The organism is Capnocytophaga sp. oral taxon 902, assembly GCF_013394735.1.
Taxonomy (GTDB): domain Bacteria; phylum Bacteroidota; class Bacteroidia; order Flavobacteriales; family Flavobacteriaceae; genus Capnocytophaga; species Capnocytophaga ochracea.
This window is the reverse complement of record NZ_CP058261.1, coordinates 1,359,311-1,375,562: the sequence shown is the minus strand read 5'-3', so window position 1 is coordinate 1,375,562 and position 16,252 is coordinate 1,359,311. Positions and strand designations below refer to the sequence as shown.

Annotated in this window: 14 protein-coding genes; all 14 read right to left on the bottom strand. The window is 35.3% G+C overall.

Going from position 1 to position 16,252, the window contains the following annotated elements; genetic code table 11:
• Positions 1–25 precede the first annotated feature (25 nt).
• On the bottom strand, positions 26–1,855 hold the full coding sequence (locus tag HW278_RS05835; protein ID WP_178977221.1) for a type VI secretion system baseplate subunit TssF: 1,830 nt from the start codon (positions 1,853–1,855) through the stop codon (positions 26–28).
• Between the two features lie 25 nt (positions 1,856–1,880).
• Positions 1,881–2,309, bottom strand: a complete 429-nt coding sequence (locus tag HW278_RS05830) for a GPW/gp25 family protein (RefSeq protein ID WP_178977220.1) — start codon at positions 2,307–2,309, stop codon at positions 1,881–1,883.
• A gap of 41 nt (positions 2,310–2,350) precedes the next feature.
• A complete protein-coding gene (locus HW278_RS05825) occupies positions 2,351–3,049 on the bottom strand; it encodes a hypothetical protein (RefSeq protein WP_178977219.1) in 699 nt (232 codons plus the stop codon).
• 12 nt (positions 3,050–3,061) lie between these two features.
• Positions 3,062–3,622, bottom strand: a complete 561-nt coding sequence (locus HW278_RS05820) for a hypothetical protein (protein ID WP_178977218.1) — start codon at positions 3,620–3,622, stop codon at positions 3,062–3,064.
• Positions 3,623–3,648: 26 nt separating this feature from the next.
• A complete protein-coding gene (gene tssO, locus HW278_RS05815) occupies positions 3,649–4,170 on the bottom strand; it encodes a type VI secretion system TssO (RefSeq protein WP_178977217.1) in 522 nt (173 codons plus the stop codon).
• Positions 4,171–4,200: 30 nt separating this feature from the next.
• Positions 4,201–5,352, bottom strand: a complete 1,152-nt coding sequence (locus HW278_RS05810; RefSeq protein ID WP_016479348.1) for a hypothetical protein — start codon at positions 5,350–5,352, stop codon at positions 4,201–4,203.
• A 53-nt stretch (positions 5,353–5,405) separates the two neighbouring features.
• Positions 5,406–6,374: a TssN family type VI secretion system protein gene (locus tag HW278_RS05805; RefSeq protein ID WP_178977216.1), complete on the bottom strand. Its 969-nt coding sequence runs from the start codon at positions 6,372–6,374 to the stop codon at positions 5,406–5,408.
• Positions 6,371–7,309 carry a type VI secretion system baseplate subunit TssG gene (locus tag HW278_RS05800; RefSeq protein ID WP_178977215.1) on the bottom strand — a complete coding sequence of 313 codons (939 nt, stop codon included), beginning with the start codon at positions 7,307–7,309 and terminating at the stop codon, positions 6,371–6,373. Before HW278_RS05800 ends, HW278_RS05805 begins: the two co-directional genes overlap by 4 nt.
• A 61-nt stretch (positions 7,310–7,370) precedes the next feature.
• Complete coding sequence (locus tag HW278_RS05795) at positions 7,371–7,721, bottom strand: DUF4280 domain-containing protein (protein ID WP_178977214.1); 351 nt, start codon at positions 7,719–7,721, stop codon at positions 7,371–7,373.
• Positions 7,722–7,744: 23 nt separating this feature from the next.
• A complete protein-coding gene (locus HW278_RS05790) occupies positions 7,745–8,437 on the bottom strand; it encodes a hypothetical protein (protein WP_178977213.1) in 693 nt (230 codons plus the stop codon).
• 80 nt (positions 8,438–8,517) lie between these two features.
• Positions 8,518–11,871, bottom strand: a complete 3,354-nt coding sequence (locus HW278_RS05785) for a phage baseplate assembly protein V (protein WP_178977212.1) — start codon at positions 11,869–11,871, stop codon at positions 8,518–8,520.
• Positions 11,872–11,948: 77 nt separating this feature from the next.
• Positions 11,949–12,587: a C40 family peptidase gene (locus HW278_RS05780; RefSeq protein WP_178977211.1), complete on the bottom strand. Its 639-nt coding sequence runs from the start codon at positions 12,585–12,587 to the stop codon at positions 11,949–11,951.
• A 5-nt stretch (positions 12,588–12,592) separates the two neighbouring features.
• Complete coding sequence (locus HW278_RS05775) at positions 12,593–15,070, bottom strand: AAA family ATPase (protein ID WP_178977210.1); 2,478 nt, start codon at positions 15,068–15,070, stop codon at positions 12,593–12,595.
• 25 nt (positions 15,071–15,095) lie between these two features.
• On the bottom strand, positions 15,096–16,163 hold the full coding sequence (locus HW278_RS05770) for a PKD domain-containing protein (protein WP_178977209.1): 1,068 nt from the start codon (positions 16,161–16,163) through the stop codon (positions 15,096–15,098).
• Between the last annotated feature and the right edge of the window lie 89 nt (positions 16,164–16,252).

Genomic DNA, 16,252 nt, shown 5'->3' with positions numbered 1-16,252 from the left:
TATAGTTTTACACGGTGATGTTAAATTACTTCTCAAAAATCCTATAAGGATAAATATTTGTAGAGGCTTTTTCTAATTTAATCAAGAAACTATCCCTTAAGTATTCCCATTCTGTTGCGTTGACATCTACTTCTTTGTTTTTATTTAGGTAAATATCTATAGTTCTTTTAAATCCTCCTTTTAGTGAGACTTCCTTTTTAGTACCTTTTTGCACCTCTAATCCTTTGATTGTGTGCTTGAAATGGCTTTTAGCAAAGTTTTTTACATCGGCAATGGTAACAATTCTACCTCGAGAAAGCAATGCATTGCGATATTCTAAAATCTTATCAGCAGTGCTGAGCCCTCGCTTACCTCCCAAAGAAGGTTTAACAGTAATAGCACTTTTAATAGCTGTTTTATTACTTTTATCACACTCTAATGAAACTCCCGTTTTTATATCATTTCCTTCTTCTCCTGCTGTATGCCAATAGGAAAAAGTAAAGCTCATATCCAATTCTTTATTCATAGAAGAAATGATTAGAAATGGATTGGTGTTTAAGGAAAGACTTCTTTTCTTTATGTTTTGGTAGATAGAAGCTAGATTCTGTCCTATTTGCCTAAGTTCTGCATCGATAGCAAAGTCATTTCCTATGGCGGAAAAAGAAGCTGTTTCATCTCTTATCAACCTTAAAGTGTGTTGTAAATGGTCTAAAGCACTTCGCTCATCAAAGCGTGCTACCCCACCTCGTCTTAAAACGAAGGAAATATTATCTTCAGAATCCTTTTGATAGTTTTTCACTTCATATCGCTTTCCATCGTCATCAGAAATGTAGTCAATATCCAAAAAGGTGTTATCTCCTATAATAGGATAGATGGTTAGTTGCCCCTTAATACGTTTGGTTTTTTTAGTGTTGTACATATTCACCACAGGGATACAGTTTAAAGCAATGCGTATATTTTCCAAGATTTTTGGGGTAATTACTTCATAGAACTTAAAGCGCAGCCAAACGATATCTTTTTCAGTAGCAATACGATGGTTAGAAAAATTCTCTTCTATAAAAGAAGTTATGTACTCACTTTTTTCTCTTTCAGGATATATATTTCCTTTTAAAGTAAAGAAATTTCCTTGATAGAACTGATTTACTTCATTATAAATAGCATCTACGCTAGTGTAGTTTTTAGAGACAATATCTTCATATTCAAGATTACTTGTTGGTACATTATATCCTTCTACTAATTCATATTCTTTTTCGCCACAAAACACTTTTACTTGTTGCAAGTAATAATTGAAAAACTCTTTTTGTTCTTTGTTGTTTATATCTATATAGAAGCATAAATCTTCCAACTTTTCTACCTCAGGGGTGTATAGCCCTACCCAAAACTCTCCTGAAGGAATGTTTCTTTCAGAATATCCTACCTCTTCCTGATAAAAAAAACTTTCTTGTTGCAATATTTTATTGCCAAAAATTAAATATTTTACTTGAGCAGTGGTAAGTTTCATTTCTAAGGTAGGACTAAAAAAGATGTCCATTGTTTTTACTTGAGTAGGATCGTACAAGTTTTGTATCCGTTTAACAGCTTTAAAATGACTATAACGAGATATTTGTACGTTGTTCTCTATAGGAGTGAGTTGTAGAAGAGTTTGAGAAGGGGTAATACCGGTAACTTCATCGGGAAAAATAACTTCAAGGAGGCGTTCTGTAATTCTTGCGCGAGAATTTTCTTGTTCAAAGCGCAATTTTTCAAGTTCTGAAGCACAAGCTGAAAGAATAAGTTCTAATACAGGATCAAAAGCGTTTTCTGATTCTAATTCACTATAGCCCCACATCTTTGAAGCTCTTTTTAGCATCCTATTTTTTATCTGTTCTTGTTTCATTATTCAGTGTTTTTATTAAAAAAAATTAGTAGGATAATGGGCTTACAAAAAAAGAATTTTTGTATACATAAGGGCGATTGGTCTCTAAAATAACTGCTTTTACTGAAACCAATACCTTTTTCTTTATTCGTTTTTTACCTAAGCTACCTAAATTTTGTTCTGTAGTTATTACATCTATATCTTGAACAGTGATACGTTTTTCGTGTTGTGAAATACTATTTTTTAAGCTTTGGGCTACAAAAGTTTTTAGTTCGTTATCACTTTTGAGGAGATCAAAATCAGTATCCCATATTTCACAACCATAGGTTTCATCGAACTTACATTCTCCAAAAACAGTTGTCATCAAGGTGAAAATTGATTGAGAGATAGAATCTTCCAAAGCTATTTTAGCAAGGTCTTGTTTTTTCATCAAGCCTTCAAAATCGATAGGTAGCTTGTAATATATTCCTTTCATAAATATGAATCGTATGTGTTTAGTGTAGCTTTTCTAATAATTTACAAATAAATGAATTTTTGAACTTTTCCTTTATTATCAAAAGAGAATTCTTTGGCTATTTTGGTGCGTTTGATAACTTGGAGTGTTACTTTAGGGGTGAGTTTTAGCATTTTTTCTCGATAAGAAATATCACCTATAAAACTTTGTCCTTCATTACTATCTACAATGATAAAATAACTATCTATATCTGTAGGTTTTGCAAAGTTTTCTAAGCTCCCTGCATAGATAAGGAGTTTTTTATCTCCACTTTGAAACTGATAGGACAAGGAATTATCTGACAATTTACGATAACGCGATAGTTCGAAACTCTCTATACTGTCTTTTTCGGGTTCAAAGGCTATGTTTTCATACAGGAAAGAGGTTTTATCAAAGCGCTTGATGCCTAAGAATGAAAAAAAACTTTTTTGGGTAGTTTCTTTTTTAAAAGTAAGGAAGTCACGAGTTACTTGGAAAGTTTTTATTTCTTCGGTTTTGTCGTCTGTAACCGTAAGTTTGTAGGTAGGAAGTTCTACCCAATGGTCGTCTATTTTTAGTTGAACGCTTCCTATGGGTTGTTCTGAGATGAGAATACTAATGGTATGTTTTTGAAAATGGGTATCAGTACGTACCACTACTTTATTTTCGTTTCTATCTTCCCATTTTTCTGACAGATAGCGGTCTTCATATTGTAGTGTTAGTTTTATTTCGGGTAGTGGCATAGTATTTTTTTGTTATTTCAACTGTTTATACCTTCTTAGACATTGTATTAGGGTAATGATGTCATCACTTTGTTTAGGACTTATCAAAAACTCATAGTTTTTATGATAGGTATAAATACTAACTTTAGTTATTTTTTTAAAAATAATCTCATCTATTTCTTTGGCATTTAGCTTATGCGCAAAAGCCCCTTCACAATTGATGGGAAATTGATTTTTTAGGGTTATCTTTTCTCCTGAAGCAAAGAACATATCAAAATCTTCTTCTTTTTTCAAGCAAACAGATTCGTCTAATATTTTGACATATAGGAATAAATCTTTTCCTCTTCTGCCAAACTGGAACACTCCATAAGTGAGTGTATCTTTATTAGCACGCAGATATAAAGGTTGTGCACTTGCAAAATGTCTTCCTTTTAGTTTTTTATGACCTTGTACTATCTTGCAATTGATAGTAACAGGCTCTTTGGGGTTCTTTGAGATGATTTGCAAGCTATCTTGCTTTTTTTCTTCTTGAGCAAAAGTAATAGAAGAAAAGCATATAAAACTTATGAATGAAAGTAAATATATTTTTAACATATCCAATTTGTCTTTTTATAGTTACTTTATTCCTGTTGGTATAGTTGTTTGCAAACTTCTAAATCTACTTTCATCTTATCATATTCCTCTTTTAAAGTTTTGTTGATAGTACTAAGGCTATCCAAGGTTTTTTGATTGATGGTAAGTTGTTTTATTTGTTTCTTAGCATCAATAAGTTCTTTGTATACCAAGATAGTATTGTTGTACATATTTTTATTTCTAAGAGAGTCTTTAGGGATTTGCTTGTACATATCGGCAAGGATAGAAAGGGCTAATTTTTCGTTGAAAAAATCGTTTTTATAGCTCCCTTGAGGTGTTCCTATAGAATCTACAGCCACTTTAACTTTTTCTAACTGAAAAGAAAAGCCATCTTGAAATTTCATTTCTCTTTGTATACGAGCATTTTCTTGTTTGAGCAAATCATTTTCCTTGAAAGGGAAGTAGATATTGACAACGAGTGCTAAAATTATAACAAATACAGCAAGAGCGAAAAATAACACGAAAAAGCCTAATGCTTTTGTGCGTTCTTTTTGATTTAATATTTCCATATAGGTTTATTTTTTTGTTGTTAATTTCTATTAATCGGCTAAGAAAGTCTTGCTTCTCTCAGGTTGTAGAGAGCTTTTTTCATTTGTAATTTCAGATACGAAAATGCTGCCATCACGTTTCTTACCAATGAAGTCTAAGCGGTTTAGAATAGCGAATAAATCTTCTAAGGTTTTCATAAAACGTTCTACTTTCACCACAGCATCACTTATTTGATTGTGATTGTATTCTGTATTGATTACCTCAGAGAAGACTGTTTCAAACTCTCCTTGACTTACGTTGCACCAATCGGCAAAGTAATTGAGCAATTCTTCTTTACCTACTCCAGATCGGGCATCGATAAAGTTCTTAAGCACTCTTGCAAATCCTACTACTGACACTAACATTTCGGCAGGGGTACTATAGAGTGTAAGCCAGCGAAAATGATTGATTTCAGTAGCTAAGTAGTAGAGCATTCTATCGGTCATTTGCTCTATGATAGTAGCTAATTTATTGGTCTGGTTTTTAGTATGTATTTTTTGAGCGATTTGGATAGCATAAATTTCCATCTGACCATAGAAACGGTCGATTTCGTTGTATAACTGTTGTAGTTTTTGATGAGAAGCAACCAGTACACAAGGTGGAATATAAGAACTATCAAGATTGGTATTACCACCACTTACCCAAATTTTTCCTACAATGAGATAATGTCCCCCTACACCCATATCTTTTCTGAGCTCCTCTTCCTTTACTAAAGAAAGGTAGTATTCAGGCTCGGTATAAGGGTCGCGTGGTGGATTCTCCTCAGGGTCAGGGTCTCCACAAGGGACACGCTTGAATGGATTGACAGAAATACAAGCTAATAACGCGACCTCATCTTCTTTTATCTCTTTGATAATTTCGGGATATGAAAAAGAGAGCGTACTCTGTTCCGTGTTAGAACTGATGTCTATTCGAGAGCCATTAGGGGTAATTGCGTGGCATTCTTCTATACGGAGTCGGAGGTTTTTATGGGTGTCTACTGACAGGTTCATTCTCACTGGGTCATTGACGGGCAACAATCCATAGGTAAGCATTGAGGTGTGTACCCCTATGGCATCGCGTACCGAATCGATGACAAAGTTTTGAATATCTATAAAATACCTTTTATTGATTTTCATTCCATCAATAAAGTTCACTGGCAAATGGGTGAGTTTTTCTGTCATTGTTATTCTATTTATTTTATATCTGTTGAGTTATTATCTTAAGTAAAGTGGGACTAATAAGCTTGAACTCGTTCATTGTCCTTTTCTTTACTGTATTCAAAATCTGTTTCTTGGTCACTATTATTCATTGCGGCGTCGGAAACAAGTGTTCGCATACAAATGATGTAGCTATTCTCTTCTATTCCATTCATATATAGGGTAAACTTAGGGTCTATATATTTAGTGGATTCGTACCATTTAGGTTGTTTGAAGAATACCCAATTATAAAAGCCTTCTTCATTTTGTATCTCGATAGGGGCATCGGCAAAACGCTCGTTGTAATCTTCTACAAAATTGTAGAACAAGCGCCCAAAATCTATTCGGGTAGGCCCTTTGGCACGATATAAAGTATAGTCTTTATCATTTTCTTCTTTTTTTATCATTAGTGTGAATACTACTAAATCGCGCATCTCATCATCGCTCACTCCTACTAATTCTTTGTAGTTTTCGGGGAATTGCCAAGTGGTGTAGATTTTAGGTGGTATCTTTAGAGAATGATTGAAGCTCGCATTTACTAAAGTAGGTATGAAAAAAACTATAAAATTACCCATCATTAGGGGCATATAGTACATTCCGTTTAAAAAAGTGTAAATTAACAAAAAAGGTACTGCGGCATATAGCACGACTAATAAGGCAAAAAATAGTTCTTTGAACACATCGTCCTCCAGTTTGAATTTATTGAAAAACAAACGGTAAAAATAACAATGAAAGAAACCGAGAGTTAAGGTACAGATTTGATAGAAGACAAATTCACTTAGGGTTTTCCCTTCAAAGAGGCGGCTATATCCTAAAAAGGCAATGACTGAGTACACCAATACTGTTAAGAACAGATAGATGTAGATGTTAGTTTTATACTGTTTGAACTCAGGTACTTTCTTTGAAAAAATGATGGTAATAGCTATACACATAGCTACTAAAAACAATAATATTACCAATAGACGAGGGTCGAACAAATTGATGAAGTAATTCTTTAACTCTTTCATATACAAGTGTTATAACCTAAAATAGGGTCGTTGTTTTCTTTTAATTCAAATTGGCTTTCTTCTTCTGAGAGCAATACACTTAATTGGATTTCTACTTCCAAAGGGAAAAAGTGCTCACAGAACATTATAACGAATTTTTCTTTATTGCCCCCAAGAATGTAATCAGTAAAAGCAGAATGCTTTAAAGGACCTATCTCAAGGGTCAGGTGTTTGGTATAATCTTCATAGGCTGTACCTGTGATCATATCTACTCCTAAGTAGATGTCTTCTCCCAAGCAAAAACCTTGTGATTCATCAGAATAAGTGGCAAACTCTTTTTCTTTAATATGTACTTCTTCACCTAAAAGTTTTGAGAGTATTTGCACTGTAAGAGGGATATTGCCTACTATTTTGTAGCTATAAGGTAACAACCTTATGAATTTAGACACTAAAAAAGTAGAAAAATCTTTTGAAATACCCCAAAGTTCATAGAATAATGTAGAAATTTCGTTTGCATTAAGCTCTTTAAAACTATCTTGTTCAAAGGATTCTATTTCTACTCCTAACTTAAAAATCTCATTCTCAAAAGGACTAAAAAAGGTACGAGCAGCTTTTTCTTCTTGTTTCCTTTCTCTGTAATCTTTGAGCATCGTTTCTACTCCCTTGCCTTGAGTTTCATTCTTGGTATGATGAGCGACGCTTTCGGGGAGCATATCATACAAACTATCACGAGAAAGGCTTACCTCTATCAGTTGGGTAGGATCGTAGTTGAAATCAGTAAGCTTTGCACTTAGTACATCGGTGCGATAACCACGTACAAATTGCCCTTGGTGTTTTACTATATATTCGTTGTCAGAGATGATTCCTTTGTCTAACAAGTGGTTTAATAGCACTTCTGCCCTTATATCATAAGGTAACCGATTTATCTCATTTATAACTCCTGTTAGGTGTTCCATTTTGATAGTTTTTCAACGTTGCAAATATACAAATAAATTGCAAAAGTGCAAATTTTTGTTTTTATTCTATTTCGTGTTGTTCGTTATGTCCTTTATGGGTAACGGATATTTTACCTCCTACAGCGCACTGACAAGTGCTTTTTTCGGTTAGGATTTTTAGATCGTTGATAGTATCTTTCTCAGCTGTTTGCTCCCATTTTGTAGGAGCAGGCATACAAGGCAAGTAGCCTCCTGTAGTAGGCTTTAGCTTGCACTGACCAAAAGGCATTATATTGACATTAGCTTGTTTGTCGCCCTCAGTAGCAATAGGCTTGTCCTCAATAGTTACAATATCCTGACTTGTTACAGTAAGTTTGCTTTTGGTAGTACCTTGATTGCAACTAAGTTCTGCGGTATTGGTGATGATATTCATAGTGTGGTGTTTTTTAAGGTTTGTTACCCAAAAAGTTTATCCCAAAAGTTCTTATGGTTTTTGTTAGCTTGGTATTTTTCCCATTGTTCTTGTTCAAAGACTTTCCACTCTTCTTCAGTGTAGGCTTTGTCGTTGTAGGTACGATAGGGAGTGGAGGAATGTTTATACTTTTCATTTATCATTTCTTCTGTCCATAATTTTCCTGTTTCGTCATCTATAAAAAAACTTTCTACGGGCTGTGAATACCATTCTCCTTCAAGAAGTTCTGATTTTAATATATGTATTTGGTAATATTTTTTCAATATTCCAGCTGTTTCATCTCCTTCAACTCGGTTAGCCATTGCTTGTCGTTGGTCATAAATATCTACACCTCTTTCTTTTAATACAATTTCTCGAATTTGCTCAAAACTATGGTTAAAAAATCTGTTATAATCTTCTTCTTTTACTAATTTCCCCAGATTATTGTATTGTATTATAAGAATTATAGAGCTATTAAATTCCTTTATTTCTGTAAGTATATTCCCTTTTTCATCATAGACATAAGCATAATGTACGGGATAAAAAAGTTGAGATATTTCTCTTTTATACTTTACTTTATTTTCTTTATAATAACTATACTCTCTAATTTTTCTATTATCTAGAGAATAACGATATTCATTAGCGTATCCTTGTTTTCCTTTATTTTTTTCAAATTTTTCTATGTCAAAATTTTTCATCTCCATGTGATTTAAATTATTATTTATTTGAGATTTGCAACCTATCGCAATTAGTAATAATATTATCAAAATTGTCGTTCTCATTTTTCTTTAATATTAGGGTTAATAATATGCCATTGCCAACGCCATAAAGATTTTTTTATTTTATTTCCATAACTCATTATATTATCGGTGGAATTAGTTATATTTACATTGCCATTAGAATATACATATTTCCTTGTTGCTTCTTTAATAGGTGTAGAATCTTTGTGCGTATGGTGTAGCCCCAAACCGTGTAGTGCTTCATGAGGAAGAGTGTCTGCTTTTCTTTGCCCTCCTCGTATGCCATTAAATAAGAAAACATTTTCAGTTGAAATTTTTTCTACCTGCCCTGGTACAGCTCCCGCTTGTCCTGTTGTAGGAATATTGTAACTATCATAGGTATTTTCATCAAAACAAAAAATTGTGAAGTAACCTTTATATTGGTTATTTTCTTTTAAATATAGCATTTGAACATATCTGAATATACCTGATTTGTCCTCCCAAATATTTCCATCTGTTCGTTTTGAATTCGGAGGAGTTCCGTTTTTAAATATATAATCTCCATAAATTTTTCTTCTTCTACTATCAATTCTAATTTGAAATTTACGGTTAGAACTTAAATCAAGTGCTCTTCCTTCTTCTAAAAAACCTATAATCAATCCTTGATATAAAAAACTAAGTAAATTTTCTTTTTCTATTAAAGAAAAAGAACCTATTTTATCATTACCTACAATATTATGTATATTTGTCATCACAGGTACTAATACAAACTTCTTTTCTTTCCTTACTCTGCTGTCATTTTGTAGAATAATAATCTTACCAGCTAATTTTCGGTTTAAAAAAGATTCTAATTTATTGTAGAAATCCTGTTCTTCAACGGCTTGACTCTCACTACCTAAAAGCATTTCTGGTTCAGAACTATCTATTTTTGGATAAGCGTAAATCTTAATCTCTTTGTCACTATCTAAATCTTTTAAACAAGTGATTTTTATTGTTTCTCCCTTAGTTAAAGAAGTTACGGTTTTATTAGATAAAACATTTTTATCTAATTTAAAGATATCTTTGTTATATTCAAATTCTAATTTATCAATATTTTCTTCTATCTCTATTAAAAGTTGAATCTCAGCTTCATATTGAGGTAATATTACAGGACGATTAGGAGAAGTAGCTAATTTATCTACAAATTCTTTAGAAAAGAGAGAAAGATAAGGAACAAAATATTCTGTATTTGTGTTTGTTATATCTTTTCTCTTTATACAATGTTGATGATATTGTGTTTTAAGTTTAAGACAAGCTGTTCCAGTTGCTCCTCTTGTTAAATCCACTATACCATTCCCATATCCTCCTTCTATAATTTCTTCATAAGGTTTTTCTTTTGTAAGGGCAGCCCCATCATTAACCCTTAACCAATCAAATCCAAATTCTCCTCTCCAAGTGTCTAAAGGTCTAAAATGTACTACTGCTAAGCCTATTTCTTCAGCTGGAGTAGAAGACACCTCTTCAGCTTTTTGGGTGTATTTATTGCCTTGTTTCCCTTTGAGCTCAGCGGTTCCTAAACTGTTTACAACTGCTACATTATCAGAATGTACAATAGATTTTTCTGTACCGAGGAGTTTGGCTTCTTTGGCTTCAATATCTATGGCATTTGTGGTGTTTATCAAAGCGCTATTGCTGAAAAGATGCATAAAGCCATTGATTTGCTGTTTGAACCAAGTACTAAACACATATATCTTGCTAAGGGCATTGAGGATGTAATCGTTGGTGGTTATTTCAGTTCTTTCGGTGGCATTCATTATAATACGTTGGGCATTGAACTCTAAAGTAGCTCCGTTGAAGCTAATCTTCTGTTTGCCGTCCATATAAATGTTGTTACCACTGGGGTCTTCTAAAAAGAGGCTACCATTACTATCATTGATTTTAATTTTTACTCCGCTGCGGGTTTGTATGGCTTTGATATCGTTGTTTGTGTTGTGGAAAGGGCTGTACTCTTTGCCGTTGTAGTTGCTGCCTACTACAAACGGGCGTTCGGCGTTTTGGTCTTCAAAGTCTACCCATACTTCTTCGTCTATTTCGGGGATGAAGTAAAAGCCTTTGCCACCTCCTGCGTGGGGTTGTACCACGCGTATCCAAGGGGTTTTGGTTTGGTGCTTTTCTTGCCATATAAACTGTACACGCACGCGTCCCCAACCTTCAGGGTCGTTGTTGTCAATCACTCGTGCTGGTTGCTGTTCGGCTCTCGGGAGAGCTTGTTCATCGTAATAATAGGCTACAAATACATCGGGAATGGCTATAAATTCGTTGTAATAGTCTCCTTCGCCTTGATAGTGGGTTACGTCTATCACACGATAGGTTTCCATCGGTAAATCGTTGATGTCTTTGAGCTTTACAAAGCCCCCAATGCGTACGTGTGGGTTACGACTCTTACCTCGCACTTGCATCAGTTGTTCCCGTTTTTCTTTTTCTCTTTGTACGGCTTCTTTTAGGTAATCGCCTCTAAACTCATCGGGCAAGGCTCCGTAGGTTTGGTCGGTAGTTTTGGCAAATACTTTCTCTGAGGCTTGAATAGCGGCAAACTGAAAAGGGTTTTCTTTGTATTGTGGTTCTGTTTGATCGCTACCTTTGACCTCTGTTCTGGTCATTTGTGAGTTGTAGGACAGGTAGTTGAACTTTTGAGGTTTGAGCATCAGTTCAAATTCTACCTCTGAAAGGTCGCCTCCTTCGTAGAGGGTTACCGTTTGTTGTGCCCTGCTGCCAAAAATGTACTGCGTGCCGTTGTAGTAGAAAAACTCACCATAACGTTTGGCAAGGCGTTGGATAAACTGATAGTCGGATTCGTTGTATTGTACAGTATAAGGGATTTTTTCTTCGTTGTTGATAAGACCCTCTATGTGGATTTGTGATTCTTGTGGGTATTCGGCTGTAGCTTCAGCGATGATTTCGGGGAGGGTTTTGTTTTCGTACGATTGACAGGTTTTGCCTCCGTCTAACACTATACTGGGCGCATAGCCTGAGATGTGCAGCGTGCCATAGCCTCCTCCTTCGTTTTTCTTGTTGCATATATTGGCTATAATCCCTTTAAAAGAATAAATGACACTTCCAAATTGATGAAAATGAATGGTGATATTTTCTCCCAGAAGGTCTTTGGAGTTTTTCATCACTTGCCCTTTGAAGTCGTCAATGGCTGTATCGTTGACAATAATGGTAAACTCATCGTGGGCATTGGTGTGTTGGGTAAGGTGTGTTTCAAAAGTAGCGTTATCTAAAAAACCTTTGTCATTGATAGTAAGGGTAACCATCACTACGGGATTGGTTTTGTCTACCAAAAAGTCTTGAAAACTTCTCACCGATGCAAAATGAGCGATATCATCGGGGTGATTGGTGCGATAACCTGTGAAGTTGCTGTTGTTTTCCATAGTGTATTATTTTATTGTGCTTATTAGGGACAAGTGTACGAAAGTTTTTTTGAAAAGGCAAGGTTTTTTGAAAAAAACTACTTTTTCTCTTTGAGCCTTCCAGCACTCGTATAGCGTTTTTGAAAGTACACATCATTGAAATCATAGATGTTTAGCCCTTGTGTGGTACAAGCCAATATCCTGCCATTTCCTAAATATAAGCCTACATCGGAAATAGGTTTGAACTTATCGTATCTAAAAAACAAAATATCACCTTCTTTTAAGTAAGTACGCCCTGTGAAAAGTTGTAAATCCTTAGAGCGGAAAATGCCATCGGGAGTTTTGGGAAAAGTAGTTTCATACACTTCACTGAACAAGGCTTGTATAAAGTAAGAAGCATCTGCCCCCTCTTGTTTTTCTAAGGTCTTTTCCTTATAAGGCGTTCCTATCCATTCATCTATAAAAGCATAGAGCTTATAATTAGTAATTTTTTTAGGGGGTACAGCCAAAATAATGGAGTATTTCTCTCTTAAGGCTAATTCCTTATCGGATAGGTTTTCTCCCTTATCATCTACCAAGGTATATTGCTCATTGATTTGTTTCTTTTGGGCTAATACTGCTTTGTAGAAAGCATCTGTAGGGTAATGATAAGGAAGCTCAGCAAGATAACGACTTGATGAGCAAGATGATAATGCAATTGTACTAAAAGTAACGAAAAGTATTTTTAAGTGTTTCATTCTATTTATTCGGTTATATTCGATTTTTTCCAAACGACTTCATTATTTTCCCAGAGTACCTCTATAGTATCTCCTTCTTTAAATTCACCTGCTACAAGTTTCTTAGCCAAAGGACGACGTAACTTAGCACGAATGATACCTTTTAAAGGACGAGCTCCATAGGTGGCATCATAGCCTTGTTCTGCTAAATGCTCTTTTACTTCTTGAGCAATATCAAGAGTGACGTTTATCCCCTCTGTTAGGTTTAAAAGCTCTTTTTTCAAATGTATTTCAAAGATTTTTAGAGCATTTTCTTTGCTAATAGGTGCAAAAGGTACTATCTCGGTAAGACGCCCCAAAAACTCAGGTCGGAAATAACGACTCATTATCTCCAAAAGAGTAGATGAGGAAGGAATATTCCCCTCAGTAAAGGATTTGACAATAAAGTCAGAGCCTATATTGGAGGTAAAGAGGATAATGGCATTAGAAAAATCACCTTCTTTACCCAAACGGTCGTGCAACTTCCCTTCGTCCATTATTTGTAGGAATACATCAAATACTGAAGTATGGGCTTTTTCTATCTCATCAAAAAGTACGATAGAGTAGGGCTTTTGTCGGATTTTATTCACTAATAAGCCACCTTCCTCATAGCCTACATACCCTGGAGGTGCTCCATAGAGTAAGGCTGCCGAGTGCTCTTCTTTGAACTCCGACATATCGAAACGGATAATAGCGTTTTCATCTTGGAAAAGGAACTCGGCTAAAGATTTAGCCAATTCTGTTTTCCCTGTTCCTGTAGGGCCTAAAAAAAAGAAAGAACCTATTGGTTGTCCTGCTTTGCTCAATCCAGAGCGATTTTCGAGTACAGCCTCACTGATAATAGCAATAGCGTGGTCTTGCCCTACTACCCGCTCGGAAAGAATAGCATCCATATCACTCAAACGCTGTTTTTCCTCTTCTTTGAGTTTACCTATAGGAATATTCGTTTTTTGAGAGATGAGTACGGCTAAATCCCATTCGGTGATGTGAGAACGTTTTTCTTGAGCTACTTTTTCAGCTTCGGTAATGAGTTTGCGTCCATAGCTCAATAGGTTATCAGCAGTTTCAAAAGTAGTAGTTTGTTCCTCTTCTAAAAGGGTAGAGGCATCTAACAAAAAGGGAATGCGCTGTTTGATATCGTTCAATAACCAAGCAGCGTTCTTTTTGCGTTGCTCTTCTGTAAAACCTTGTGTATTGTCCTCCAAATGAATTATTTGCGTAAGCAAAGCATTTTTTTCTTTTAAGAAAGATGCTCCTGCCGTTTTCACAACTGACATTGTATGGTCTATGAGGTCTATCGCTGAGGCAGGCAGACTTTTCTCTTTTAAATACCTTTTAGAAAGGCGTATGGCTTCCCAAATTGCCTCATCGGTTATGGCTATATGATGGTGGTTTTCATAAGCTGAAAGGGTTTGACGCAACATTCTAAAATGGGTTTCATCATCACTTTCTTGCAATTCTACCTTTTCAAACAAAGGTTCTAAACCTGATTTTTCTATTTTCTTGGTAAATTCATCAATAGTAGAAGTGCCTATAACAGTGAGTCCTTTAGTAAGTTCACTTTTAAGTAGATTTGCCATAGAGGAATCAAAAGAGTTACCTAAAAGTGCGTGTAATTCCTCGATGATAAGTACTGATTTAGGATATTGCTTGAGTTCTTGGGCTATGTTCTTGATACGGTCTTCAATCTCTCCTTTATAGGAGGCTCCTGCTATGAGGGCTCCCATATCCAATTCAAATACAGCTAAGTTAGACAACACATCGGGGACTTGGTTAGATATAACCTTCTGTACAAAACTATTGATAAGGGTAGTTTTTCCTATACCTGAATCACCTATGATAAGCACATTTTGTTTGCTAAATCTGCACAGTATTTCGGTGATTTTTTGAGTTTCGGCAACTCTGCCAACAGGTATTTCTTTTGAGGCTTTAGCTTTGAGGACATCTTTTTTATTGACACAGTATTTTTGCAAAAAACCTTTAGCTGTGGAAGAAAGAGGAGCAGAAGAAAAAGGTTTTTCGGCAGAGGCAGCAGGAAGAGGGGTAGTTTCTAAAAGTTCAGCACGTGTTACAGGATAGGTTTTCATTTGGTCGAAATTGAAAGCTACTCCCTGAGTACTCAATGCTACAAATACATCCCATAAGGAGATTTCCTCTTCATCTAAAATTTCCCGAATAGCTTCTGCTTCAGTGAAGATAGTGTCTATCACTTCATCGGGGTCGCAGGAATAAGTGTTGGTAGCTTTTAGAGCTTCCTCAATGCGCACTTCAGCCCATTCTTCTAAATAGAACACATCGACTCCTTTAGATTCCAAGAGTTTTAAGAGTGGTAAATCTCTGTTGAGAACGGCTTTCAATAAGTGTCCGCCAGAGTAACGAGCGTTCATATTTTCACGAGCTATTTTCTGTGCTATCTCTAATGCTTTAGTAACCTCTGGGGCATAGCTCAATTTCTTTTCTTCCATTGTTTTGTATTTTTTATGATTGTTATTATCCTTTCTTCCAGAATATTTTTCCTTTTACTTTGTAATAAACATATATATTCTGGATACAAGCATTATTAACATCCTTTTGCAGGCGCAAATTTTCTATTTTTACTTTCTTTCCAGAAATTTCTTTGCAAAACTGTGCAAAGGGTACGATCTTATCATCATTGATAACTACAGGGACTTGGTAGTTCTCACAAAGATAGTCTTTGAAATCATCTTTGGTTTTAGCTTGAGAGGCTACCCCATTGAGAAGCAGGATAAATTGCTCATTAGAGATATCAGGAACTTTTTTTGCAGAAGGAGGTGTGTCCTCTTTTTTAGGAGCTTTTGGAGCTACGGGAATATTGGTAAGCATATCTACCAAGGGGTCTTTCTGTGCTTTACCCATAGGTAGTGAAAAATCACTATGCGGTTGTTCATATACATAACTCTCCATATCTATAGGTTCTTTAGCAACAACGTGCTTGGGAGCTACATAAATGGTTTTGGTGGCTATATGGTCTAAATCGCCATTGACGATAAGGGTTATCTTCTTTTGTCCTACACGTTTGAACTTATAGGTTACAGAATCACCCACAGCATCAGTAGAGGAAGTTTCTCCAAAACTCCACTCAAATGAGATACCTCCTTGTTTTTGTCCTATGAATTTAGTAGTCTCTCCTAAAAAGACCACATCAGGAGCTTTGATGGTAGGCAGGTAGCCTACTTGTTGATTGAGAGAGGAAATGGTAAGCACCTTTTGAGAAGTACAAGATCCATTGATAGTAAGAGTTACCACATATTCTCCAGTCTTTTCATAAGTGTGGAAAGTACGCTGTCTAAAATCGACAGGAGAACCATCGCCAAAATCCCATTTCCACGATTTAGCATTTTTGGTCTTATCACCAAACTCGATGACTTCCTTCACAACATAGTTATCGGCAAAGACATAGAAGTTAGCCTCCTCGCAATCGACGTGACGAGAGCATTGGAAAATGAATAAGAAAATACCAAGACAAAGGAGTACTCCGAAACTCCAATAGATTTTAGGGTCAAATTTAGGAAAAAAACCAGTAGAATTATAATTCATATATCTTCTTGTTAAAGAAATAATAGTAATTTAGAGGCGCAAATTAGTGATTTTTGACGAAACAACCAACAAAATTCAAATATATTTTT